This window comes from Actinomadura nitritigenes (assembly GCF_017573545.1).
Classification (GTDB): domain Bacteria; phylum Actinomycetota; class Actinomycetes; order Streptosporangiales; family Streptosporangiaceae; genus Spirillospora; species Spirillospora nitritigenes.
In genome coordinates this window covers 36,447-58,323 of sequence record NZ_JAGEOK010000002.1, presented here as the reverse complement: position 1 = coordinate 58,323, position 21,877 = coordinate 36,447, and the positions used below count along the sequence as shown (strand labels likewise).

Annotated in this window: 17 protein-coding genes; 4 read left to right on the top strand and 13 right to left on the bottom strand. The window is 74.3% G+C overall.

Features of this window, described 5'->3' with window-relative positions; translation table 11 throughout:
* Nucleotides 1–32 precede the first annotated feature (32 nt).
* From J4557_RS02585 to J4557_RS02565, 5 genes are read right to left on the bottom strand one after another with little or no spacing between them, the layout of a single operon-like run.
* Nucleotides 33–608 (bottom strand): TetR/AcrR family transcriptional regulator, encoded by a 576-nt coding sequence (locus tag J4557_RS02585; RefSeq protein WP_208264698.1) that lies wholly within the window; start codon nucleotides 606–608, stop codon nucleotides 33–35.
* Nucleotides 609–652: 44 nt separating this feature from the next.
* The gene (locus tag J4557_RS02580; RefSeq protein ID WP_208264697.1) at nucleotides 653–5,041 is read right to left on the bottom strand and encodes an SAV_2336 N-terminal domain-related protein; all 4,389 of its coding nucleotides are present in this window, start codon (nucleotides 5,039–5,041) and stop codon (nucleotides 653–655) included.
* Complete coding sequence (locus J4557_RS02575) at nucleotides 5,034–6,008, bottom strand: AAA family ATPase (protein ID WP_208264696.1); 975 nt, start codon at nucleotides 6,006–6,008, stop codon at nucleotides 5,034–5,036. Before J4557_RS02575 ends, J4557_RS02580 begins: the two co-directional genes overlap by 8 nt.
* The gene (locus J4557_RS02570) at nucleotides 6,009–7,685 is read right to left on the bottom strand and encodes a VMAP-C domain-containing protein (protein ID WP_208264695.1); all 1,677 of its coding nucleotides are present in this window, start codon (nucleotides 7,683–7,685) and stop codon (nucleotides 6,009–6,011) included.
* Entirely contained in the window at nucleotides 7,686–8,021 is a 336-nt protein-coding gene (locus J4557_RS02565; RefSeq protein ID WP_307799323.1) for a CU044_2847 family protein, read from the bottom strand.
* Nucleotides 8,022–8,134: 113 nt separating this feature from the next.
* Between J4557_RS02565 and J4557_RS02560 the strand changes: the two genes are divergently transcribed.
* Nucleotides 8,135–8,476, top strand: coding sequence for an MmcQ/YjbR family DNA-binding protein (locus J4557_RS02560; protein ID WP_208264694.1), 342 nt, complete (start codon nucleotides 8,135–8,137; stop codon nucleotides 8,474–8,476).
* Here J4557_RS02560 and J4557_RS02555 read toward each other — a convergent pair.
* A complete protein-coding gene (locus J4557_RS02555; protein ID WP_208264693.1) occupies nucleotides 8,471–9,439 on the bottom strand; it encodes an alpha/beta hydrolase in 969 nt (322 codons plus the stop codon). The two genes, J4557_RS02560 and J4557_RS02555, sit on opposite strands and share 6 nt — an antisense overlap.
* A gap of 96 nt (nucleotides 9,440–9,535) precedes the next feature.
* Between J4557_RS02555 and J4557_RS02550 the strand changes: the two genes are divergently transcribed.
* Complete coding sequence (locus J4557_RS02550) at nucleotides 9,536–10,081, top strand: PadR family transcriptional regulator (protein ID WP_208264692.1); 546 nt, start codon at nucleotides 9,536–9,538, stop codon at nucleotides 10,079–10,081.
* Here the strand turns inward: J4557_RS02550 and J4557_RS02545 are convergent.
* The 6 genes from J4557_RS02545 to J4557_RS02520 all read right to left on the bottom strand — a co-directional run bounded on the left by J4557_RS02545 (nucleotide 10,078) and on the right by J4557_RS02520 (nucleotide 17,505).
* Nucleotides 10,078–10,836 carry a translation initiation factor IF-2 gene (locus J4557_RS02545; RefSeq protein ID WP_208264691.1) on the bottom strand — a complete coding sequence of 253 codons (759 nt, stop codon included), beginning with the start codon at nucleotides 10,834–10,836 and terminating at the stop codon, nucleotides 10,078–10,080. The two genes, J4557_RS02550 and J4557_RS02545, sit on opposite strands and share 4 nt — an antisense overlap.
* 48 nt (nucleotides 10,837–10,884) lie before the next feature.
* On the bottom strand, nucleotides 10,885–12,744 hold the full coding sequence (locus tag J4557_RS02540) for an endonuclease/exonuclease/phosphatase family protein (protein WP_208264690.1): 1,860 nt from the start codon (nucleotides 12,742–12,744) through the stop codon (nucleotides 10,885–10,887).
* Between the two features lie 85 nt (nucleotides 12,745–12,829).
* Nucleotides 12,830–14,305, bottom strand: coding sequence for a hypothetical protein (locus J4557_RS02535; RefSeq protein WP_208264689.1), 1,476 nt, complete (start codon nucleotides 14,303–14,305; stop codon nucleotides 12,830–12,832).
* A 52-nt stretch (nucleotides 14,306–14,357) separates the two neighbouring features.
* Entirely contained in the window at nucleotides 14,358–16,127 is a 1,770-nt protein-coding gene (locus J4557_RS02530) for a serine/threonine-protein kinase (RefSeq protein ID WP_208264688.1), read from the bottom strand.
* Complete coding sequence (locus tag J4557_RS02525; protein ID WP_208264687.1) at nucleotides 16,124–16,891, bottom strand: hypothetical protein; 768 nt, start codon at nucleotides 16,889–16,891, stop codon at nucleotides 16,124–16,126. Before J4557_RS02525 ends, J4557_RS02530 begins: the two co-directional genes overlap by 4 nt.
* A gap of 23 nt (nucleotides 16,892–16,914) precedes the next feature.
* Nucleotides 16,915–17,505, bottom strand: a complete 591-nt coding sequence (locus tag J4557_RS02520) for a hypothetical protein (protein WP_208264686.1) — start codon at nucleotides 17,503–17,505, stop codon at nucleotides 16,915–16,917.
* Nucleotides 17,506–17,659: 154 nt separating this feature from the next.
* On the opposite strand from J4557_RS02520, the gene J4557_RS02515 reads away from it, so the two are divergent.
* Nucleotides 17,660–18,616, top strand: a complete 957-nt coding sequence (locus J4557_RS02515; protein ID WP_208264685.1) for a zinc-binding dehydrogenase — start codon at nucleotides 17,660–17,662, stop codon at nucleotides 18,614–18,616.
* On the opposite strand, the gene J4557_RS51490 is transcribed toward J4557_RS02515, so the two are convergent.
* On the bottom strand, nucleotides 18,600–19,781 hold the full coding sequence (locus J4557_RS51490; RefSeq protein ID WP_208264684.1) for an alpha/beta hydrolase family protein: 1,182 nt from the start codon (nucleotides 19,779–19,781) through the stop codon (nucleotides 18,600–18,602). The two genes, J4557_RS02515 and J4557_RS51490, sit on opposite strands and share 17 nt — an antisense overlap.
* A 154-nt stretch (nucleotides 19,782–19,935) precedes the next feature.
* Here J4557_RS51490 and J4557_RS02505 point away from each other — a divergent pair, with 154 nt between their 5' ends.
* A complete protein-coding gene (locus J4557_RS02505; RefSeq protein WP_307799320.1) occupies nucleotides 19,936–21,840 on the top strand; it encodes a glycohydrolase toxin TNT-related protein in 1,905 nt (634 codons plus the stop codon).
* Nucleotides 21,841–21,877 lie beyond the last annotated feature (37 nt).

Below are 21,877 nucleotides of genomic sequence, written 5' to 3'. Positions count from 1 at the left end.
CGTGAAAAAAGGCGGCACTTGCGCCGCCTCCGTCAGATCGCCGCCATGGCCGTGTCGGCGATCGCCCGCAGCGTCCGCCCGTCCGCGCCGCCGCGCGCCGCGACCCGCATCCCGGCGATCGTCGCCACCACGAAGTGCGCCAGGGCGCCCGCGTCTCTGCCCGCGTCGATCTCCCCGGACCGCTGCCCGGCCTCGATCGCGGCCCGGAGGGCCGCGAGGCGCCTCTCCTGGTCCCTGCGCAGGCGTCCGGCGACGTCCTCGTCGCGCGGCGCCATCTCGATCATGGTGTTCACCACGAGGCAGCCGACCGGATCGTCCGCCGGCGCCTCCACGGCCCACCCCAGCACCGTCCGCAGCCGCTCCCGGACGGGCCGCCCCGCGTCCTCCAGCACCTCCACGGCGTTCGCCGTCCGGGCGTCCATGTACAGCGTCAGCGCCCGCGTGAACAGGTCGTGCTTGCTGGTGAAGGTGTTGTAGATGCTGCTGCGCCCGAGGCCCGTCGCCTCGCACAGCTCCTGCGTCGACGTCGCCTCGTACCCGCGCTCCCAGAACGCCCGCATGGCGGCCTCCACCGCCCGCTCCTCCTCGAACTGCCTCGGCCGCGCCATGCGCCGACCCTAACACGTTATGGACAGCTCGATCCAATACCCCGTCAGTCCGGCTCCGCGAGCTGCATCAGCCGGTGCCGTCCCCGCCGGCTGAACGTGGCCCGGCCGCGGGGGCCCCGTCCGCCGCCGGGTCGCGGAACCCCCCACAGCCGCGCCTCCTGCCCGGAGGATCCCGTCAGGACGGCCGGCGCGCCGAGTTCGTGCAGCCGCTGCGCGACCGGGTCGGGAGGGGCGTGAAGCGGGGACTCCTGCTGGTTCAGGATGAGATGCAGGCCGTTGTACCCGGTCTTCTCCAGCGAGGGCAGCAGACCGGGCAGCGGATCGGTGGCGACCAGCGGAACGCGTCCCGTCATCACCAGGTAGACGTCGATGCCCTGCCCGAGGCGCCGACGGAGCGCGATATCGCCCCTGACCGCCCCCATGATCTCGGCGATCTCCGCCGGCGTGCGCCCGTAGCGTCCCAGGACGTCCTGCTCCAGTCCCGCGGCGAACTCGCTCAGCCGGCCGTTGGGATCGAGCAGGTAGACGACGCGCTCCGGAGCCGGATGGCGAGTGGCGATCTCGCCGATCAGCAGGCGGACGAGGGCGGCTCTGCCCGTGTCCGGCGGGCCGGAGATCAGCAGGTGCCGGTCCGCCTCCAGATCCAGGAGGACCGGCTCGTGCGTCCGGTCGGCGATTCCGATGGGGATGCGGCGGCCGGGAATCTCCGGCAGCTCGCTCGCGTGCAGGACGTCCGGGAGGCCGGACGCGGGCGCGCCGGCCGTCTCGTCGCCGTCACCGGCGCGGTCGCGGAAACGGGCGGACGAGAAGTCCATGGACCTCTCGAAATGCCCGATCAGCTCGGGCGCCTCGCGCAAGAGCGCCGTCCGTTGGTCCTCGACGCACAGGACGACCACCGGATCGGTGCCTCGCCGCACTGCCTCGGTCAACGCCTCGGCGGCAGCGCCCATCAGCTCGCCGGTCGCCGGCGAGAAGAGATCCTCTCCGCGGACGAAAAGCACTCCGCCGCCGGCGTCTTCGCCGATGAACGCCGTGCGGGAGGGCTCTGTCACATGCCCGTGCTCCAGCAGCCCGGTCTCGGCGAGCATCTGGCCGTACAGCCGTGCCGCGTCCCGCATCTCCGGGCAATGGCGACCTTCGAACATGACGTGCCGGGGAGCGTCGGGTTCCGCCGCCTCTATGGTTCCGATCTCGAGTCGTGCCAGTTCGCGGAATGCTTCGATCGTGGTCCGGTCCGTGCTCTCGGGCACCCTGTCGAGGAATTCGTGGATTCGCTGAATCTTCGCCTCTGCGGAAAGCGGGATCGCAGGCCGGGTCCGGTCGGTCGCCTGCTCGGCGAATGCGGCGATGCCGCGCTCGGACGGAAGACGGGCCGGGGTGAACCGGCGCGGTGCGTCGCCGGTCACCACGGAGTAGGCGTCGCCGTCGGGGAAGGAGAGGCTCGCCTGGCCGAGGACGGTCCGGAGTTCGGCGGGCGGCAGGCGGTTCGCGGCTATCCGCCAGTCGAGGAACGGCAGGAACCGGCTCCAGATCGTGGTGTTCTCGACGGTGGACGACGCCAGGATCAGCTTCACGCCGAGGGCCTTGCCGCGCTGTGCGGCCTGGAGGAGCGTCTCCCCTACCTCGCCCCTGCTGGACGGGAATGTCAGCGATACGTCCGCCATCAGCACCAGGTGCGGCAGATCCTCGGGTGACGCATGGCCCCTGCGCGTGGCCAACTCGGCCGACAGGAAATCGATGAACTCCTGCAGCTTGTGCGGCCTGCCCAGCAGTTCCTCGTCGGAGTAGAGGACGTGCGGGAGGGAAAACGTTTCGCCCAGCGGGTGCCCGCCCAACCCGGCGAAGGCGAACGTCATCTGGGAGGGCGGGTGTTTGGCGGCGAGTGCGAGCGCGATCACCCTCAGGATGTGCTGTCGGGCAAGGTTGTCACCGACGACCAGACCCGATTCGCCGCTCGCGAGGTCGAGGAAGGGCGCAGCGAATCCGTTCCCATCGGGGTCGTGCCCGATGTTCGGCAGTCTGGGGATCGAGACGGGCAGTCTCCAGGCGTTGGTGAACGCCGCCTCCAGGCCGGCCCCGTTCAAGGCGAGGACGTCGTCCGCCGTGGAGGACCGACGCGGTGGGGGGCGCCCGGCATCGGACGACGGCGCCGCGGGTTCTGCGGGTTCGTCGGGCCAGGGGAGGCGCGGAGCCCGGGGCCCCCGTTCGCGCATGCGCGCGACGATCGGGTCGCTCTCGGTGAGCGCGATGTGCGCGGGGCGGAAGGTCACCGGCGCGGCGTCGGCGCCGGTCGTCGTCAGGGACGCCGAGTCGCCGCCGTCCGGGCCGGGGACGGTGATCCGCCATCGCGGGAGGAAGGGGAGGTCGGTCTCGTCCGGCGAGCAGAGGACGAACCGGATTCCTTGGGCCGGCCCTTCTTCGCACAGGCGGAACAGGGGCTCCTGCAACTCGGGGCGTGCGCCGAGGAGGGGGGCGACGTTGTCGATGACCACGACGAGGGCGGGGGACGTGGCGGGCGAGCGGTCACGGGTGCTCTGCGCCCGCGACCGCAGGGTCTCGCGGCGGGCCCGTTCGGCTTCCAGGGCGGTGAGCAGGCGGGGGAACAGCGGGGAGTCGATCGACATGCTGTGGACGGCGGTGACGACGTGCGGGAGGCTTCCCAGCCCGACGAAGGACGCGCCGCCGGAGAAGTCGGCGAACGCGAGGGCGGCAGTGGCCGGGGAGTGGCCGAGAGCGAGGCTGAACAGCAGCGTGCGGAGGACGCGGTCGCGTTCGGCGCGGCGGCCGACGATCGTCCCGTGCGGCATGTCCCGGCCGTCGCGCAGGAGGTCGACCCGGACCGTCTCGCCGGTGCCGTCGACGCCGACGGCGGTGGGGTGCCCGGGGCGGTCCCAGCCGTCGCCGATCAGGTCGTCCAGCGGCGTACCGAGAACGTCCAGGAGGTTCGGAGCGGGTGGGACCGGCGCCGGCGGGGCGGACGTGGCGGGGGCGGTGAGGAGGGCGAAGTGGGGGGTGTCGGCGGTGAGGGTGAGGGGGCCGTCGGCGGTGGCGAGGAGGGCGCGGAAGGTCTCGGCCGCGCCGGCGCGCCGCTCGATCTCGGCGGAGACGGCTTCGAGGACGCGGCGGGTGTGCTGCGCCTCGGGGCGCGGGAGGGTGTCGAGGAGGGCCTCGCGGGCGCCGGGGACGAACTCGTAGCGCACGTCGTCCAGCGGCCGGAGCAGCCCGCTGAGCAGGACTTCGGCGAGGCGGCCGGGGTCGGAGCCGCCGAGGACGCCGTGCTGGATGAGCCGCATCACCGGCAGGGACGGCACGGAGACGGCGACGTGGGCGGCGAGTTCGGCGGCGTCGGATGAGGCGGTGCGCAGGAAGCGGCGGACGCGTTCGGCGACGGGGACGTCGCGGTCCGAGGGGGCGGGGCCGGACGGCCCGGACGGCAGGGCCGCGATCGCGGCGGGCTGCGGGCCCGCGCCGGAGACGAGCCGGGCCCAGGCGCCGAACCAGCGGGGCGCGACCTCCAGGACGGGGACGGGGACGCCGGGCGGCGGTGCGCCGTCGTGGGGGGTGAAGCGCAGGCCGGTGTTGGGGCCGCCGGGGCGGGGCAGGACGGCGACGCCGGGGGTGGTCGGTGCGGCGGTGCGGCGCCAGAGGCTCTCGGCGAGGGGCTGGAGGATCGCGGTGGGGCCGGCCTGGGCCCAGCGGCGGACGGCCGGGGCGGCGCGCCCGTTCCACCAGTGCGGTCCGGAGCAGTCGCTGAGGAGGAGGACGGCGTGCCTGCCGGACGCGTCCTGGAGTGTGCCGGGGGCGCGCGGGGGCGAGCCAGGGGCGGAGGAGACGCGGCCGGTGGGGGTGAGGTAGGCGACGCCGACGTTCTGGAACGCGCCCTGCCGCAGCAGCGTCTCGGCGAGTTCGCGGGCGAGGGGGCGCCACAGCCGCATGGTGGGGCCGGTGTCGACGACGAGGGTGAGCGCCAGCCAGCGTTCGGACTCGGGGACGAGGACGGGCGTCCACAGGCGGGTGTCGGCGATGCGCTCGGCGGTGGCGTCCTCGTCGAGCTCGCGGCGGTGCCGGGACGGGACGCGCCGCTTGACGGGACGGAGCGCGCGCTGCACGCCGAGGGGGTCGGACAGCATCGGCGCGGTCGGGACGAGCACCTCGGCGGCGGCGCCGGCGGGCGGCGCGGTGCCGGTGGCGGGACGGTGGTGCAGCGCGGCGCGGGGTTCCGGTGCGGGTCCGGGCGGCTCCGCGAGGCCGTCGGGCCCGGGCGGCGGCGGAGCGGCCGCCACCGGCGGGGCCGGCTCCGGTGCGGGCGCGGCGGGCTCGTCCCCCGCGGGCGCGATGTGGGCGGCGAGCCACAGCAGCTCGCTCAGCTCGCGCGCGTCGGGGGCGCCGTGCGGGGAGACCGCGCCGAGGACCTCGCGGAGCCGGTCAATCATCGTCGAGGGGGCCGCCGAGCCGCCGCATGATCCGGTCGGCGAGGGCGGCGCGGTCGCCGGCGCCGGCGTGCCGGCACAGGTAGACGGCGTTGAGGAGCTGGTCGGTGGCGAGGGTGCCGGACGCGGAGCGCTCGAAGAACCGGCGGACGAGGTCGTCGCTGCGGTCGGCGAGGTCGCCGAGGTGCTCGCGGACGATGGCGGACAGCTCGGCCTCGTCGGCGGGCTGGCGGAGCTCGACGGTGACGCAGCGGCGCAGGAACGCGGGCGGGAACTCGCGCTCGCCGTTGCTGGTCATCACCACGAGCGGGAACGCGCTGCAGCGGACCGTCCCGGCGGTGACGGCGACCCGGGAGCCGGGGCCGTCGGCGGTCATGACCTCGGCGGACGGGTCGGCGCGCCGGGTCAGCTCCGGGATCTCGTACTCGCCCTTCTCGAAGATGGTGAGCAGGTCGTTGGGCAGGTCGATGTCGCTCTTGTCGATCTCGTCGACGAGCAGGACGCGGGGCCGGGCGTAGGGGAGCAGCGCGGTGCCGAGCGGGCCGAGCCGGATGTAGCGGCCGATGTCCTCGTCGGTCGCTGGGACGTCGCCGTCGCGGGCGGCGTAGAGGCGGGTGAGGGGGTCGTACTGGTAGAGGCCGTCGCGGAGGGTCGTCCGGCTGGTGATGGGCCAGTGCAGGACGGGCCCGAGGCCGAGTTCGTGCGCGACCGCGTAGGCGAGCGTTGACTTGCCGGTACCGGGCGGGCCCGTCACCAGCAGCGGGCGCCGCAGGTACAGGGCGGCGTTGACCTGCTGGACGGCGTCGTCCGACGGCCGGTAGGTCGTGGCCTGGTGGGTGTTGCCGGAGCCGCCGGACGGGGCGGGCAGCAGCGGGCCGCCGTCGAAGGCCCGCCAGGGCGGGGGCGGCGGCAGCCTGTCGATGCCGTCGTGCCGGCTTCGGCTACCGGTGTAGAGCAGCCAGTCGGGCATCTATTCCTCCATGGCGAGCCGGGGGTCGGCGGGCAGCCGGGACGGGTCGTCCCACAGCAGGGTGAGGTCGCGCCCGCAGTGCGGGACGTCCTTCGGGGCGCCGAGGGCCTTGCGGCGCAGGTCGAGCGCGATGTCGGGGAGGTCTTCGGGGCGGGCGTCGCGGACGGCGGCGGCGAGCGCCTCGCCGAGCCGGCGGCCGTGGCAGTCGTCGTGCGCGGGGCCGCCGCAGGTGGTCCGCGTCCACAGCATGACGGGGACGCCGTTGCCGAGCGCGGCGGCGAGCCGGGTCTTGGACGGGGACGTCTTGTAGACGAGGGCGCAGTGGTCGGGGTTGGCCTCGAGCCAGTCCTGGAAGGCGGCGGCGCCGCGGTGGTCGTCGCAGTCGATGAGCCGCGGGTCGGTGCGGCCGCGCTCCTTCAGGACCCGCCAGCGCCGGTGGGCCTGGTCGCGCCGGATCGAGCCGGGCCGCAGCCGCTTCACGTCCCGGACGACCAGCGGGTACCGCCGCATGGGCGTCCTGTCCTCGACGTCGATGTACCAGCGTTCGAACGGCTTGCCGAGCCATCCTTCCGGCACCGCGAACTCGATCATCCAGCGTCCGCCGACGAGGGCGCGGCTCGCGCGGGCCACCGCGTCCTGGACGGTGTCGCGGACCTCGCTCTCGGGGACGCGGACGGTGGCCTGCGCGGTCTGGTCGGCGTCGTTGAACCAGGTGTGGACGGTGAGGTCGTACTCCTTGGGGAAGGTGGCGTGCTCGAGCCGGACGATGACCGACGCGGGCGCGGGTGCGGGCGCCTCCCGCGCGGGCTCGACACCGGGGAGGTGGCACCGGGCCCAGGCGGCGAGCCGGTGCCGGTGCGGTTCGGGGAGGCGTCCGCCGAGGGCGCCGAGGTAGCCGGCGAGCCGCCGCTCCGGGAAGCCTTCGGCGACGTAGCGGACGGACGCCCACGCGGAGCCGAACCGCTCGCGGGGGCGGCGGCCGACGGCGTGCTCGAGGTCGGCGGCGAGCGCCTCGGTGAACGGCACGTCCTCCAGCAGTGCCCGCAGGTCGCTCCGGGCCGTCCCGGTGAGCCAGCGCAGCGGCAGCAGGTCGTCGAGCGCCTCCCAGTGGGCGCGGAGGCGGGACAGCGGCAGCATCCAGCCGATCCCGGCGCGGCCGCCGCGCAGCTCGGCGTCGGTGACCATGCCGATGACCTCGCCGGTCGCGATGTCGTAGACGGCGGACCCGCTGTACCCCTTCTCCAGCGGGACGCCGTGGGCGGTCCGGATCTCCCACCATTCGTTGCGGGTCACCAGGTGGGGGCCGGTCGTGACGGTGGCGTGCCGCTCGTTGTCGTCCTTGCGCGCCGGGAACCCGTAGACGCCGAACTCGCGGCCGCCCGCGGCGAGCCCGTCGACGTCGCCGGGGTCGGCCAGCGCCGCCGGCTCGAACGGGACGGGCTCGGCGAGCTCCAGCACCGCCACGTCGCCGAGGTCGCGGGGGCCGCGCCAGCCGCCGGACGCGACGACCCGGACGGGCAGGTCCTCGGCGAGGCCGGGGAACCCGACGCGCGGGTCGTCCCGCCCGGCGACGGTGTGCGCGCAGGTCAGCAGGCGGGTGGGCGTGATCAGGAACGCGGCGCCGAGCTTGCCCGCGGCGGGCGTCCCGACCCAGGCGCGCCACTGCCAGTCGCCCACCTACTCCTCCCCGGCGGCGGCCCTCGGCTCGCCCCAGGTCATCTTGACCTTCAGGTGGCCCTCCACGGACGTCTTCGCGATGACGGCGCCGGCGGCGGCGTTCAGCTTGACCCCGAACTCCAGCTCGACCGCGTCGGGCTTGAGGTCGCCGCCGCGCAGCGCGGCGAGCGCCGCCTCCGCCGCGTCCCGGACCTGCTGGAACGAGTCCTCGAGCTTGGCGGTGGCGGTGCCGATCAGGTCCCCGCCGCGGGAGACCGCCTCCATGCCGGGGTCGTCGTCGTCGCTCTCGACGACGATGCTGCCGTGCTCGGTCTGCCAGCGCACCAGTTCGCTCACGTTCCCCGCCCCCTCGGTGTCCGGCGTCGCGCCGCCCCGCCAATGTAACAAGATCATCAACTGCGGGGCGGGGGTCGGTGATACTTTTCCGGCGATGGCCACGGGAGGTCAACGTGATCACGGTGGAGCAGGTGCGGGCGCTGGCGGTGACGCTGCCCCGCACGTCGGAGCACCTCATCAGGGACCGGGTGAAGTTCCGCGTCGGCTCGATCGTCTACGTGGCGTTCTCGCGGGACGAGACGGTGATGGGGTTCGCGTTCCCGAAGGAGGAGCGGGCGGCGCTGGTCGCGTCCGAGCCGGGGAGGTTCCGGCTGCCCGGCGAGTCGGACCTGCGGTTCAACTGGGTCGAGGCGTGGACGGCGGCGCTGGACGAGCCCGAGATGCGCGAGCTGGTCATGGACGCGTGGCGGATGGTCGTCCCGAAGAAGGTCGCCGCCGCCCGCCTCGGCTCATGACGTGACCGCCGGGCCGGGCGGGGTGTCGAGCGCGGTGCGGAGCGCCGCGAGCCAGTGCCGGGTGGTGCGCCGCGTCAGGGCGGTGCCCGGCGCGGACGCCTCGAACAGGTGCCACGCGCCCGGCACGTCCTTCACCTCGACCGGGACGCCCGCCTCCATCAGCCGCCGCGCGTAGTCCAGGCCCTCGTCGCGCAGGGGGTCGAGCCCGCAGGTCAGGACGTAGGCGGGCGGCAGGCCGGACAGGTCGTCGGCCCGCGCCGGCGCCGCGTAGGGGGAGACGGTACCGGGCGGGAGGTAGGCGTCCCACGTCGCGCGCATCTTGGCGCGGTTGGTGAGGCGCGGGTCGGTGATCCGGCGGGCGGACGCGGTGTCGAGCCGGTCGTCCAGGCAGGGGATCAGCAGGGTCTGGAACGCGAGGGCGGGTCCGCCCCGGTCGCGGGCCGCGAGGCACAGCGCGGCGGACAGGCAGCCGCCCGCCGACGCGCCCGCCACCGCGATCCGCGCCGGGTCGGCGCCCAGCCCGGCGGCGTTCGCGGCCAGCCAGCGCAGAACGGCGTAGCAGTCCTCGAACCCGGCGGGGAACGGGTGCTCCGGCACCAGCCGGTAGTGGACGTTCACGACGAGCGAGCCCGTCCCGGTGCAGACGTCGCGGGCCATCGGGCTGGGGCCGTCCAGCTCGCCGTAGCTGAACCCGCCGCCGTGGATGTAGAGGACCGCGGGCAGCGGACCGGGCGCGGCGCCGGCGGGACGCAGGATCTGGACGGGGATCGCGTTGCCGTCCGGCCCCGGGACGGTCGCCTCCTCGATGAGGACGGTGCCGTCGGCGCGACGCATCAGCGGCGCCATGAGCGCCTTGAACCCGGCGCGCGTCGCCTCGATGTCGGCGAGCGGGTCGTCCGGCCTCGGCGCCATCCCGGCGAGGATCCCGGCGAGCTCGGGGTGGACGTTCATGCGGCCTCCCATGGTCTCATTGATACCGTCTCAACGGTATGGAAGATATGGTCTCACTGAGACGGTGTCAAGGCGCCCGGAGCACGGCCGGGCGCGGCGGGAGGGCCCATGGAGGAACCCGGCGTGCAGGCGTGCGCGGTGCTCGGGCTGATCGCCCGGCACGGCCCGATGACGCCCTACGAGCTGAAGGCGCGCGTCGAGGAGAGCGTCGAGCTGTTCTGGCCCGTCCCGCACGCGCAGCTCTACCGCATCCCCGCCCGCCTCGCCGAGGACGGGCTGCTCCGCGAGGAGACCGAGGAGGGCGGGCGCCGCCGCCGCGTCTTCCACCTCACCGACGCCGGCCGCGCCGCGCTGCGCCGCTGGCTCGCCGACCCCGGCGGCCCGCGGATCGAGACCCGCGACCCCGCGCAGCTGAAGCTGTTCTTCGCCGACCTCGGCGACCCCGCGGACGTCGTCGCGCTGGCCCGCGAGCAGGCCGCGCTGCACCGCCGCTGGCTCGCGGACTACCGCGAGCGCCGCGCCTCCCTCGACCCGTCCGACGAGGCCAGGCTGACCTCACGGGCCCGCATCCTCAAGCTCGGCATCATGCACGAGCAGGCCTACGTCGAGTTCTGGGAGCACCTCGCCGAGCATCCCGACGACCTCGACCTCTAGTGCGGCGGCGGCTGCGGGTGGATCGCGTTCCCCACGTCGCAGCCGCCCTCGCCCGGCATCCGCTGCGTCCGGGACGGCGTCCACGTGCTGGTGCGGCCCGGCGCGACGCGGGCGAGCGTGCAGTCCAGCGCGTCGTCCAGGTAGGGATGGGGGCGGACGGTCAGCGCCACGCCGACCACGTCCCCCTCCTTGCGGATGCCGACGCCGATCTCCGGGTCCAGGCGCAGGGACGCGACGGCCGCGCGGACCTCGGCCTCGTCCACCGTGCCGCCGGACGGGACGCGCGGCAGCGCCTTCGCCAGCCGCTCGTCCGGGATGCGCGGGGTCTTCGGCCAGGGCGCGAACGTCATCGGCGCGCCCGGCGGGCAGGCCACCTCGCGCGTCCCGTAGCGGTGCCATTCGGTCGTCGTGGAGAACGACAGCTCGAAGCAGCGCGTCACCGTCACCGGCTCGCTCTCTCCCCAGGCCGAGCCGGTGCCCGCAGTGCGCAGCACCAGCCGCATGCCCCGGCCCGCGGTCGAGGTGCCGGTCACCTTCATGACCTCGACGCCGTCGAGGCCGGCGGCCCGGTGCGCCACGTCCTGCGCCGGCCGGACCCGCGAACCGTAGAGCCTGTCGCCGGCCTTGTCGGCGGCGTTGCGCGCGTCCTCCACCGCCCTGTCCTCGGCACTGGCGCCGGACGCGGGGAACGGCGCCCCGCCGCAGCCCACCAGGGCGAGGGCGGCGGCGGACAGGACGATCACGAGTCGGCGCATGCGCCCATGCTCCCGGCGCGGCGGACGCGGCGGCATCCGCTCAGATACTCATTTCGCGTCCAGGGTGACCGCGATGGGCCGGTGGTCGGAGTAGGCCACCGGTTCGTTGGCCTGGTCGCGCCCGGTCAGCCCCGGCGTGACGAGCACCTGGTCGATCTGCTGGTCGGGGCGCGGCGCGGCCGGGAACGTCGCGAACGGCCGCGCCGCGGCGAGCGCGTCGGTCAGCCCCGCGTCCAGCAGGACCCGCCACGGCGCGCTGCCGGGCTCCAGGTTCATGTCGCCCGCCATCACGACCCGGCGCCCGTCCCGCGCCTCCTCCTGGGCCAGCCGGGCGAGCTGCTCGGCCTGCCCGAGGTCCTTCCAGCCGTCCGGCGGCTGCGTGTGCGTCGCGATCACCGTGAGGTCACGGCCCTTCCACCGCACCCCCACCCGCAGCGCCTCGGCGCCGGTCGGGCCGCCCTTCACCAGCGGCGTGTTCCGGACGGACGTGACCGGCAGGTCCGTGAGCACCGCGTCGCCCCACACCTCGTCGCCGGCGGGCGCCCAGATCGCGCGGAGCCCGAGCCGCTCGGCGATCAGCCGGAGCGAGTCGCGGCCGCCGTTCAGCATCCACGCCCGGTCCACCTCGCTGAGCACCACGATGTGCGGGCGCAGCCTGCGGAGCGCGTCCGCCTGGCCGGTGACGGTCATGGTGCCGTCCAGGCCGTAGCCCATCCGCAGGTTGTACGCGGCGAGCCGCAGCCCGCCGTCGTCCACGGGCCGCCACTTCGGCCCCGTGTCCCGCCACAGCGGGACGGCCGCGACCGCGACGGCGGCGACCACCGCCGTGCCCGCCGCCCACACCCCGACGCCGCGCGGTTCCGCCGCGCGGGGCGCCCGGACGGCCAGCGCCGCCACTCCGAGCGCGGTCACGACCGGGACCCAGCGGTTCGGCGTGCCCAGGTCGTAGGCGGAGTAGTAGGCGAACATCAGCACGACGAACAGCAGCCAGCCGCCCGCCATCGCCGTCCCGCGCCGGCCGGGGCGGTCCGGGCCGGGGACGCGCGCCGCCCAGCCGAGGCAGCCCGCCAGCGCGAGCTGCCCGAGGACCTGCGCGCCGACCGTCCAGCCCGGCGAGACGCCGTGGACGCCGCCGACCGTCGCCCGCCCCGCCGCGAACCCGAGCGCCGACAGCAGGAGCCCGGCCGCCGGGACGAGCGGGTGCCGCGTCCAGAACCGCGGGCGCGCCGCCACCGCCACCGACAGCACCGCCACCGCGGCGATCAGCGCCGCCGCGACCCCGCCGGACCAGCCCGCGCTCGCCTCCGCGTGCGCCGGGTTTCCGGTGTAGACGCCCCAGAGCAGCACGGACGGCCCGGCGCCCAGCCACCCCCGGGGCGCCGCCGGTGCCCCGTCCGCCTCCCGGTGCCGCGCCAGCGCGACGGCGAACAGCGCGAGGTACACCAGCAGCGGGACCCACGGCACGACGCCCGCCCGCCACACGAGGTCGATGCCCTCGATCGCCGCGTGCAGCGCCGTCGCCACCGCCAGGCCCGCCGCGAAACCGGTCATGGCGGGCGCCGTGTCCCGCGCGGTCATCGCGGTGGCGACCAGCCAGACCAGCCCCGCGAGCAGCCCGACGCTCGCGGTGTAGAGCTGCGGGTCACCGCCGTCGGTGGCCTGCAGCACGATCCGCGCGACGATCAGCGCCGCACCGCCGCAGAGCGCCAGCCGCCGCGCCGGGACCAGCCGCGCCAGCGGCACCGCGAGGAACGCGGCGACGAACCACGACAGCGCGTACGCGCCCATCACCTCGGCCGGGGTCTCGCCCGCGCTGCCGACCAGCGTGATCAGCGACGGCAGGAAGACGCGCAGCACGTCGGTCAGGACCAGGACGCCGAACAGCACGTCGAACCGGATGCGCGCCACGGGGGCCTCCCTCAGCCAGAATGTGAAGGAGTCTCACGTACAGCCCGGTCCGGGCGCAATACCCGCGACGATCTTCGCGCGGCCGTCACGCCCCGGCCGGCTGGGCCTCCGCCTCCGCAGGCTCGGCGGACTCCGCCTCCGGCCCGTCCGGCGTCCTGCGGCGCCCCCACGCCAGCGCCGCCGCGAAGCACGCGAACGGCACCGCGGGCAGCATGTACCGGTAGTCGAAGTCCACCGTGACCGGCGGGATCGCCAGCAGCGTCACCGACGTCGTCCACAGCAGCGCGATCTCCCGCCGCCGCCCGCGCCGCCGCAGCAGCAGCCCCGCGAGGCCCGCCAGCAGCACCGCACCGAGCATCGTCCCGCGCACGAAAACCTGCTTCTGGTACGCGCGCAGCCAGCCCGCGAACGGATCGACGATGTGCGTCCTCCCCGACCCGTGCTCGTACTCCCGGACCACCGAGACCCGGTCACCGCCGCCGATCAACGGCAGCGGCTCTCCCCCCTGCGCCCACGGCCGCGTCGGGAAGTGATACCGCGCCTCCGTCCCGACGGTCGGATAACGGTGCCGCTTCCACGAGAACGTCCGCACGAAGAAGTCGTAGGAAACGGTCTTCACATAATCGAGCGGCTGCGTCCGGATCGCCCACAGCGCGAATTCCTGCGCCTGCCCGTTGGTCCTCTCGTCGAACGGCTTCCCGTTCGTCCAGCCCGTCGGCGAGTTCTCCACCCAGATCTGGTGCGACGCCGCGGGACGCCCCTCCGGCGACCCGTACGGGCACAGATGCGCCAGGTCCGGCGGCGGCCTGTGCCTGTCGCAGTCCGCGAACGTCGACGTCCGCCCCCACAGGAAGATCCCGTCCACCCCGGTCATCCCGAACCGGCCGTAGTCGGAGTGGAACCACACCGCGTACCCGCCCAGCGGCAGCACGAACGCCGCCGCCAGCGCCGCGAACGACGTCCACCGCGCCCGCCGCAGCAGCAGGTACAGCAGCGCGATCAGGAACAGCGGCACCCCCACCGTCCGCGTGACCGCCGCCACCCCCAGCAGCGCCCCCACCAGCCCGGCCCGCCGCCACCCGGCCGAACCCGGCCGCGCCAGCAGCAGCATCGCCCCCAGGATCAGCACGGTGAACACCGTGTCCGACAGGACCAGATGCTCCAGTTCCGCCTGGTAGGCGTCCAGCAGCAGCGGCGCCACCGCCAGCGCCGCGACCCACCGCCGGACGCCGAAGTTCCGGACCAGCGCCGCATAGCCGACGACCGCGATCCCCACGATCGCCGCATGCTGGACCGCCGTCACCAGCGCCAGGCTGTGGAACGGCTTCAGCCCCCACAGGAACAACCCGTATCCGGACGGCCGCAGCGGATGCGGGAACGGGCCGTCCGCGATCCGCAGGAAGTCGAAACTGTCGTTGAACCACAGCGCGGGCGGGAACCCCAGCACCACGAACACCCGCAGCACGATCCCCGCCAGCAGCAGCGCCGAGAAGAACCGGTTGCCCGCCACCGCGGCGCGCACCGGCCCGAACCTCAGGCGGCCGAGAACAGGGAAGAGCAACACCGGGACCCTAACTGTGGACGTCCGCGCCACGATAGCGCCTGCGCCGCGATCACCCGTCCAGGACCTGGATGACGGGCAACCTCCCCTGCGTGAACGCCCCGGCCGCCTCCGGCGAGACCGGCCTGCCCTCCTGGGTCAGGTTCGTGAGCTTCACGGGTGCGTACGGCGTGACCAGGTACTTCCCGGGCTCCAGGAGCTCCTTGCCGGGCAGCACGACCGTCCGCGTCTCCGTCCACCGGCTCATGTAAGCGCACTCCGACCGGCTGAACGGCTGTGATTCTCCCGTCCGCTTGTAGTCGGCGGGCAGGTAAACTCCGTCCGCCTTCTGCGGGAGCCGCGCGGATCTCGCCGGCGGCGACTTGTAGAAGCCGAGATAAGCCTTCGCTTTGAGGCCCAGCTGATCGGTGTCTTCGCCGATGGCGAAGTTGTAGACCTTCGTCTTCGGCGGCTTGGCCTTGTCTCCCATGCATTGGCGGCTGCCGTCGGGAAGGTAGTACGCGGCACCGACCGTGCGGGCCCGGAACTGCGCGACCACCCGCAGTCGCGTGCCGGGCCTGGCCCGGGCGGGACTGACCGAGATCTTGAAGTCCATGTAGGGGGTCTGGGCGGCGGGCATGTTCGGCTGGCCGAGCAGGGCTCCGGGCCGGGTGAAGGCCGCGTGGAAGGCGCCGTGGCTCTCCCCGCCGACCCCCGGACCCGGCCAGAGGAACCAGGCGGCCGCGACCGCACCGGCTCCCACGGCCGCGATGCCCGTCGCGCCTTTCGCCCCACCCACCTTGGAGAGCACGCCCTTGGCGGTGGAGGCGCCGGTCTTGGCCGCGGTGTCCGCGGAGACCGCGGCTTGCATGTATCCCGCCGCGGCATGGCTCGTCGCCCCCTGGGCGAGCGCGCCCACGCCGGTGGACGACGCCCCATGAGTGAGCAGCGCGCCGCCGAGAACGGTCAGCGGAATCGCCGCCCCCACGGTCGCCGCGACGCCGCCGAGCGCGATGAGCCCTCGCCGCTCCCAGTCGGGCCCGTACTCGCGCACGGCGAGCGCCTCGAGTTCGCCGACGAACTCATGCGCGTTCCATGTGCGCTCAGCGGGGTTCTTGGCCAGACCGTGCTGGACGAGGGAGTGGAGAGGCCCGGGTACTCGATCCAGGGAAACGGGCGTGGCCGTGTGCTGGGCTCGGAGCTCCTCCAAGGTCGTGCCCTGGAAGGGCTTCTCACCGCTGACGCACTCCACGAGGACGCAGGTGACCGCGTAGAGGTCCGTCGCGGGAGTGGCGGGCTGCCCCTCCCACTGCTCGGGCGCCATGTAAGCGGGCGTTCCGGAGCGGTCCCCCTGCCCGGTCAGGACCGCGATGCCGAAGTCGATCAGCTTGCTCTGACCGTCGTCCTGGACGAGGACGTTCGCGGGCTTGTAGTCGCGGTGGACGACGCCCACCCCGTGCGCCGCCGCCAGTCCGAGCAGCGACCCCTTCATCAGGGCCAGTGCGGCTTCGGGTTCCAGCGGCCCGGCCTGATCGTCGAGCACGCGGCGCAGTGACCGTCCGGAAACCGCTTCGAGGACGATCGCGGCGCCCTGCGGCGACTCGACGTAGTAGAACAGCCGCGCCACATGAGGATCGACGATCCGCCGGAGAAGTTCCGCTTCGCCTCTGAAGGTGTCGAGGGCGGCGGCGTTCCCGAGCAGGTCCGGGGCGAGATACTTGATCGCGACCGCGGGACCGCCCGTCCGGTGACGTGCGAGGACGACCGTCCCCTGGGCTCCCGACCCCAGCTCTTCGATCCCGACGTAGCCGGGCACCGCCCAGCCGCGTGATGCGTCCGTCACTGGCCCGTGGTGGTCTGGATCTCACCGACCACGAGCGGTGTGGCCTCCGACTGCATGGGCTGCTGCCCGAGGTCGCCACCGGCCTCGTCGCAGTCCGCGCCTTCGCAGGACCACGTGACGTTCCACCGGATGGTGGCGGTGATCTGATACGCGCCGCCCGGCTGTCCCGCGGACGACCGCTGGTAGGTGTAGCTGCATGCCTTGCCGTCCTCGCTGCCCGCGTTGTCGCAGGTCCGCGTGGCTTCCCCGAGGTCCCAGGTCACCGTGGCGGGTTCACCCGTCAACTGCACCGTCTGAGCGCCCACGGTGATCGGCTGGGTCTTCACGACGTGGAAGCCGTCCACCCACAGGGACGTCCGAAGGCGCACGAAGGTCTTGCCCTTCGGCGCGGTGTGCACGATGGGGACGGGGAACGCCGCGGCGGCCTGCGCCTGGGCCACGAGGTCGGCGGTGGCCGGCTTCGCCGGCGGTGGCGGCGCCTGGTTCCCGGGGACCTGGACGAAGCCCTGCCCCTGGTTCGGGTTCAGGCCGACCGGAGCCGGAGGCGCCACCGGGCCGCTGCCTCCGCCGGAGTTCCCGCCCGATCCGCCGCCCTCTCCCGGCGAGCCGGGCTGGTGGACGGTCCCGTTGCAACTGCCGGTGCTCCCGCTGAGGTGGCAGGGGGCGGCTTGGGCAGGGGCGGCCGCGAGGAAGGGGATGACGAGCGCCGTTCCGGCGAGGGCACCGATCGCCGTGCGGCGGCGGGCGGGGGAGTGGGGAGACATCACGTGTCCTTCCCTGCGGACCGTCAGCATGTGCGGTCCCGGACAGTGGCGGCGACCTTCCAGGCGCCGGAGTCGTACTGGACGGTCGTCCGGTAGACGAAGGATCCGCTGGGCACCTCGCCCGTTCGCTTGCCCGTCCTGGCCGAGTAGCGGTAGCCGGCGAGGGTGCGGACGCAGTCCATGACGTAGACCTTCGATCCGTCCTTCGACTGGGCGTAGACGCGGGGATTGAACGTGTTGGCGAACCGCCAGATCTCGCCCTTGGCCTTGGTGGACTCGATGTCCTTGGTGAGCTGGGCGAGGAGGGGGTCCATGGCGACGGCGGGGAGGCCGCTGGGGTCGTTGGTGGCGTAGGCCTGCTTGTAGGCGGCCTGGTAGGCGCGGTAGCGCTCGATGACCGTCTTGTAGAGCTGCGCGGTCGGCACGGCGGACGGGGCGGGCGCGGTGGCGGCGGGGGCGGCGCCGCCGGTGTCGAAGGTGCCTTCGGGGCTGAGGGCGCCGGACGACGGGTGGGACGCGCCGCAGCCGGTGAGGAGCGCGAGCGGGGCGGCGGCGAGCGGGATCGCGGCGCGCCGGAGCCGTGGCGGGGTGGAACGGACCAACCGGGCGCGCATCGTCATCCCTGAGCGGCAGCCGACAACGGGGCGGAATACGCGCGAAAGCTTACAGAGACGGGTGTGACGAGAAAAGGGATTCGTTGCGGGCCGTTGACCTCGATCTTGGTCGAGGTTGCATGCTGGAGGGACGAACCGTGAACGGAGGGGCGCTGTGCGTGCGGTGTGGCTGAGGGAGTTCGGTGGTCCGGAGGTGCTGGTGCCGGGGGAGGCGCCCGATCCGGTGCCGGGCGACGGGCAGGTGCTCGTCGCGGTGGAGTACGCGAATGTCACCTTCGTGGAGACGCAGATGCGGGCGGGGAACGGGCCGCAGCCGGTCGCGCCGCGGCTCCCGATGATCCCGGGCAACGGCGTCGGCGGGACGGTGGCGGCGGTGGGGCCGGGGGCCGATCCGGGGCTGGTCGGGCGGCGGGTCGTGAGCAGCCTGAACGGCAGCGGCGGGTACGCGGAGCTGGCGGTGGCGGAGGCGAAGGGCCTGTTCGAGGTGCCGGACGGGCTGCCGCTGGACGAGGCGGTCGCGCTGCTGGCCGACGGGCGGACGGCGACGCTGATGATGCGGGCGGCGCGTCCGGCGCAGGGGGAGCGGGTGCTGGTGGAGGCGGCGGCGGGCGGGGTCGGGACGCTGCTCGTCCAGCTCGCGAAGGCGGAGGGCGCGGTGGTGGTCGCGGCGGCCGGCGGACCGCACAAGACGGCGACGGCGCTGCGGCTCGGTGCGGACGAGGCGGTCGACTACCGGAAGCCGGGCTGGAGCGCGGGGACGGCCCCGGTGGACGTGGTGTTCGACGGCGTCGGCGGGGACGTGGGACGGGAGGCGTTCACGCTGCTCCGCGCGGGCGGGCGGATGGTCAGCTTCGGGCTGGCGAGCGGCGAGTGGGCCGCCGTCCCGGAGGAGGAGGCGCGGGCGCGGCAGGTCGCCCTCGTCCAGCGGAAGCCGTCGCCGGGGGAGGTCCGGGACGCGGCGCGGAGCGCGTTGCGGGAGGCGGCGGCCGGACGGCTCCGCCCGGTGATCGGGCAGCGGTTCCCGCTGGTCAACGCGGCGGACGCGCACGCCGCGATCCAGTCCCGCGCGACCACGGGGAAGACGCTGCTGGTGGTCAGCGGACTTTCGTGAGGAAGAGGCGCAGGGCGGTCTCGTAGGCGGACGGGTCGACGTTCCACGCCTCGGTGTGGTCGCCCTGCGTCGCGATGTGGGTGACCATGCCGGGCGGCGCCGTCCGGGCGAAGGTGAACGCGGGGCCGTTGGCGACGGTGGCGTCGTCGGCGGTGGTGTACAGCAGTGTCGGCGTGCGCAGCTTGGGGGCGTAGCGGCGCTGGTCGTAGTCCTTCAGGTCGATGCCGATGCGCCGTTCGAGGACGGTCTTGGCGACGCTGGTGACGAACGCCGGCAGGTGGCGGGCGTCGCCCTGCTTGTCGAGGGTGGCGTTCCAGTCCATGACGGGGGAGTCGAGGACGACGCCGCGGACGAACGACGGGTCGTGCCGCAGCGCCGTCATCACCATCGCGCCGCCCATCGACCATCCGTACAGGACGACGCCGGTGGCGCCGTTCGCGCGCGCGTACGAGACGGCGGACGCGACGTCCTTCCATTCGGTGTCGCCCAGGTGGTTCTTGTGGTCGCGGGACTTCGGCGCGCCGACGTCGTTGCGGTACGCGATCGACAGCATGGGCAGGCCGAGGTCCTGGACGGTCCGCATGGCGCGGAACGTCTCGGCCTTGTCGGCGTTGCGCCCGTGCACGGCGATGACCCAGGTGTTCTTGGGGGACGACCCGGGCAGCAGCCACGCGGGCATGGCGCCGAGTTCGGCCGGATAGGTGACGTCCTTGAAGTCGAGCCCGAGCGCCGATCGCGGGTCGCCGGAGTACACCCAGTGGTCGATGCCGGCGGCGGCGCCCTTGACGGGCGTCCCGTGGGAGATCGACACCAGCTTCCGGACGACGTGGTCCTCGCCGCCGCCGCCGACGACGGGGCCGAGCAGGGCGCGGCCGCCGTGCTCCCAGACGAGCGCCCACGTGCCGGGCCGCTCCGTCTCGGGCTCGCGGGGGAGCGTGACGGTGCCGGCGGAGACGTCCTCGATGGTGAACGGGTACTCGGCGGTGTGGTCGACCTCGGTGGCGACGCCCGCGAAGTACCAGCCGACGCCGCCGACCGCCGCGCACAGCAGCACGGCGACCGCGGTGATCGTCGCCATCAGGACGCGGGCGCGGCGGCGGCGCCGCGCGGCGGCCGGCCGGCCGGGCGGCGCGGGGACCGCGGATTCGGGGGCATCGGTGGACACGACATAGGACGTTAGTCCACGTCCCAGGGCGCTCCGGGCGCCTCGACGGCCATGCCCCCGAGCGTCCGTGACGCCGGGTCCCGCCGCAATGGACCGATCCGTGCGGTTAACCTGCCGCTCAGGTTCCATAGGGATCACATGAGGGGACGCGCGGGTGACGGGGCAGAGCGAGCGGATCGCGGAGATCGAGGAGCGGATCGTCCGGTTCGCGCGGCAGACCGCGCCGCCGCGCTGGCGCCGCATCGACCTGCGGTGCGCGGCGACCGTGGTGGCGAGCGACGTGACGTTGACGATGCTGACCGGCGAGAACGCGGTGGTGCCCGCCGAGGTCGTCCCGGACGAGCTGTCGGCCCTGCTGATGGAGCTGCGGCGTGCCCACTACCTGTCGGAGCAGGGCACCTGGTTCTCGATGCTGGCGATCGTCGAGCCCGCCGCGGCGCTGTTCTTCTACAACGACGCGTTCGACCCGGGGTGGGACCCGCCCGCGCCCGTGGAGGCGTGGCGGCGCGACCAGATCGTGATGCCGCGCGACGGCGCGAACGTCCCGGGCTGGCTGCGCGACCGGCTGGAGGGCCGGGAGCCGGCCGAGCCCGCCGGGCGGCCCGTCCCGGCGCCGCTGGACCCGGTCGAGCAGACGGAACTGCTGGCGGGCCCGTTCACGGTGCTGGTCGCCGACCACGCGCCGCCGTTCTGGGAGCGGATCTCCGGCCATTACCAGGCGGTCGGCGGGCATGTGGAGTTCCCGCCGATGACGGTGCGGAAGGCGGACGGGACGACCGCGTCGTGGGCGCCGCCAGCCGCCGCGGCCGGGCTGCTCGACCGGCTGCGCGCCGGGACGCACGCCTTCCAGGGCTCCACATGGTCCCGGATCGACGTGGAGGTCGTGTACGCGGACGGCGACGTCCGGTGCCGCGCGAGCTTCACTTATGACGAGGAGCCCCGCTGGGCTTCCGAGCCGTCCGCGGACGACGTCCGGCGCGAGCTGGAGCGGCTCCCGCGCCGGGACGTGCCCGAGTGGATGACGCGGCGCCTGGGCCCCGCCCCGGTCGCGCCTCCGCGGCCGACGCGGTTCGAGAGCCCGGTGCGGAAGGCCCGCGTGTTCGACCGGGCCGGGAGGGACGGCGGCCCGCCCGAGGTGTCGCGCCCGCCCGTGCCGCCGGAGGACGTCGAGCGGGTCGTCCGGTATCTGGAGGACGCGCCGACCGTGATGGCGGCCCGGTCGAGCGCCCCCGACCTGCTCGACCCGTCGCGCGGCGAGCGCGTCCCGCTCACCTTCCACACCGACGGCGCGTGGGTGTGGTCGGGGGCGGTCGGCTACTACCTGCGCGAGCACGGCGTCCCGCCGGAGCCGGACCTGGTCGCGCACATCCGCGCGCGCCGGTTCGCGGTCCCGGCCGTCGGCGACGACGCGATGGACGCGGCGAGCGCCGCCGCGATGGGACGCACCGCGCCGCGCGGCATCCGGACGGAACCGGAGCCGGAGCAGTGGCTCGCCCTCCTGCAGAACCGCCTGGACGCCCTCCAGGTCGACCGCGCGCGCTACCGGCTCCGCGGCGAGGAGGAGGGGGCGTGGTGCCTCGTCCAGGAGAGGGCGGGCTGGACGGTCTTCCACCTCGACAACGGTGAACGGACCCGGCAGGCCGCCTTCGACGACGGGGAGCAGGCCGCCGCGTACCTTCTCGGCAGCCTGCTCATGGTGGTGCCGCAGCAGCAGACCATCGAGATCCCGAAGATCCAGCCGCTGAAGGGGGAGCCGCCGCTCTCTCTCCTGCGCGACCGTCAGATCACCGAGCTTCCCGCAGGAACCGAGGTGGACCGCTACGGAGGCCACGGCGGGAACACCGCCTACGCCGCGCGCACACCGTTCGCCCAGCGCTCGCTGCCCGCCGACTGGCAGGAACGGGAGTACCACGTGTACCGGCTACTGCGACCCTTGCAGGCTCTCACCGGGACCGCGGTGCCGTGGTTCGAGCAGCCCGGCGGCGGGACGGCGTACGTGTTCGAACGCTCGATCGCCTACCTCCTCGCCGACGGCACGCTCCTGGAGGTGCACGACTGAGGGCCGTACCGGTGGCGGTGCGGGCGCACGGCGGTGG

Bases quoted from the DNA above. Each gene is read 5' to 3' on its own strand.
- J4557_RS02575 (WP_208264696.1), bottom strand. From the start codon at position 6,008: ATGCCCGACTGGCTGCTCTACACCGGTAGCCGAAGCCGGCACGACGGC.
- J4557_RS02580 (WP_208264697.1), bottom strand. From the start codon at position 5,041: ATGATTGACCGGCTCCGCGAGGTCCTCGGCGCGGTCTCCCCGCACGGC.
- J4557_RS02555 (WP_208264693.1), bottom strand. From the start codon at position 9,439: ATGGGAGGCCGCATGAACGTCCACCCCGAGCTCGCCGGGATCCTCGCC.
- J4557_RS02550 (WP_208264692.1), top strand. From the start codon at position 9,536: ATGGAGGAACCCGGCGTGCAGGCGTGCGCGGTGCTCGGGCTGATCGCC.
- J4557_RS02585 (WP_208264698.1), bottom strand. From the start codon at position 608: ATGGCGCGGCCGAGGCAGTTCGAGGAGGAGCGGGCGGTGGAGGCCGCC.
- J4557_RS02545 (WP_208264691.1), bottom strand. From the start codon at position 10,836: ATGCGCCGACTCGTGATCGTCCTGTCCGCCGCCGCCCTCGCCCTGGTG.
- J4557_RS02525 (WP_208264687.1), bottom strand. From the start codon at position 16,891: ATGTCTCCCCACTCCCCCGCCCGCCGCCGCACGGCGATCGGTGCCCTC.
- J4557_RS02520 (WP_208264686.1), bottom strand. From the start codon at position 17,505: ATGCGCGCCCGGTTGGTCCGTTCCACCCCGCCACGGCTCCGGCGCGCC.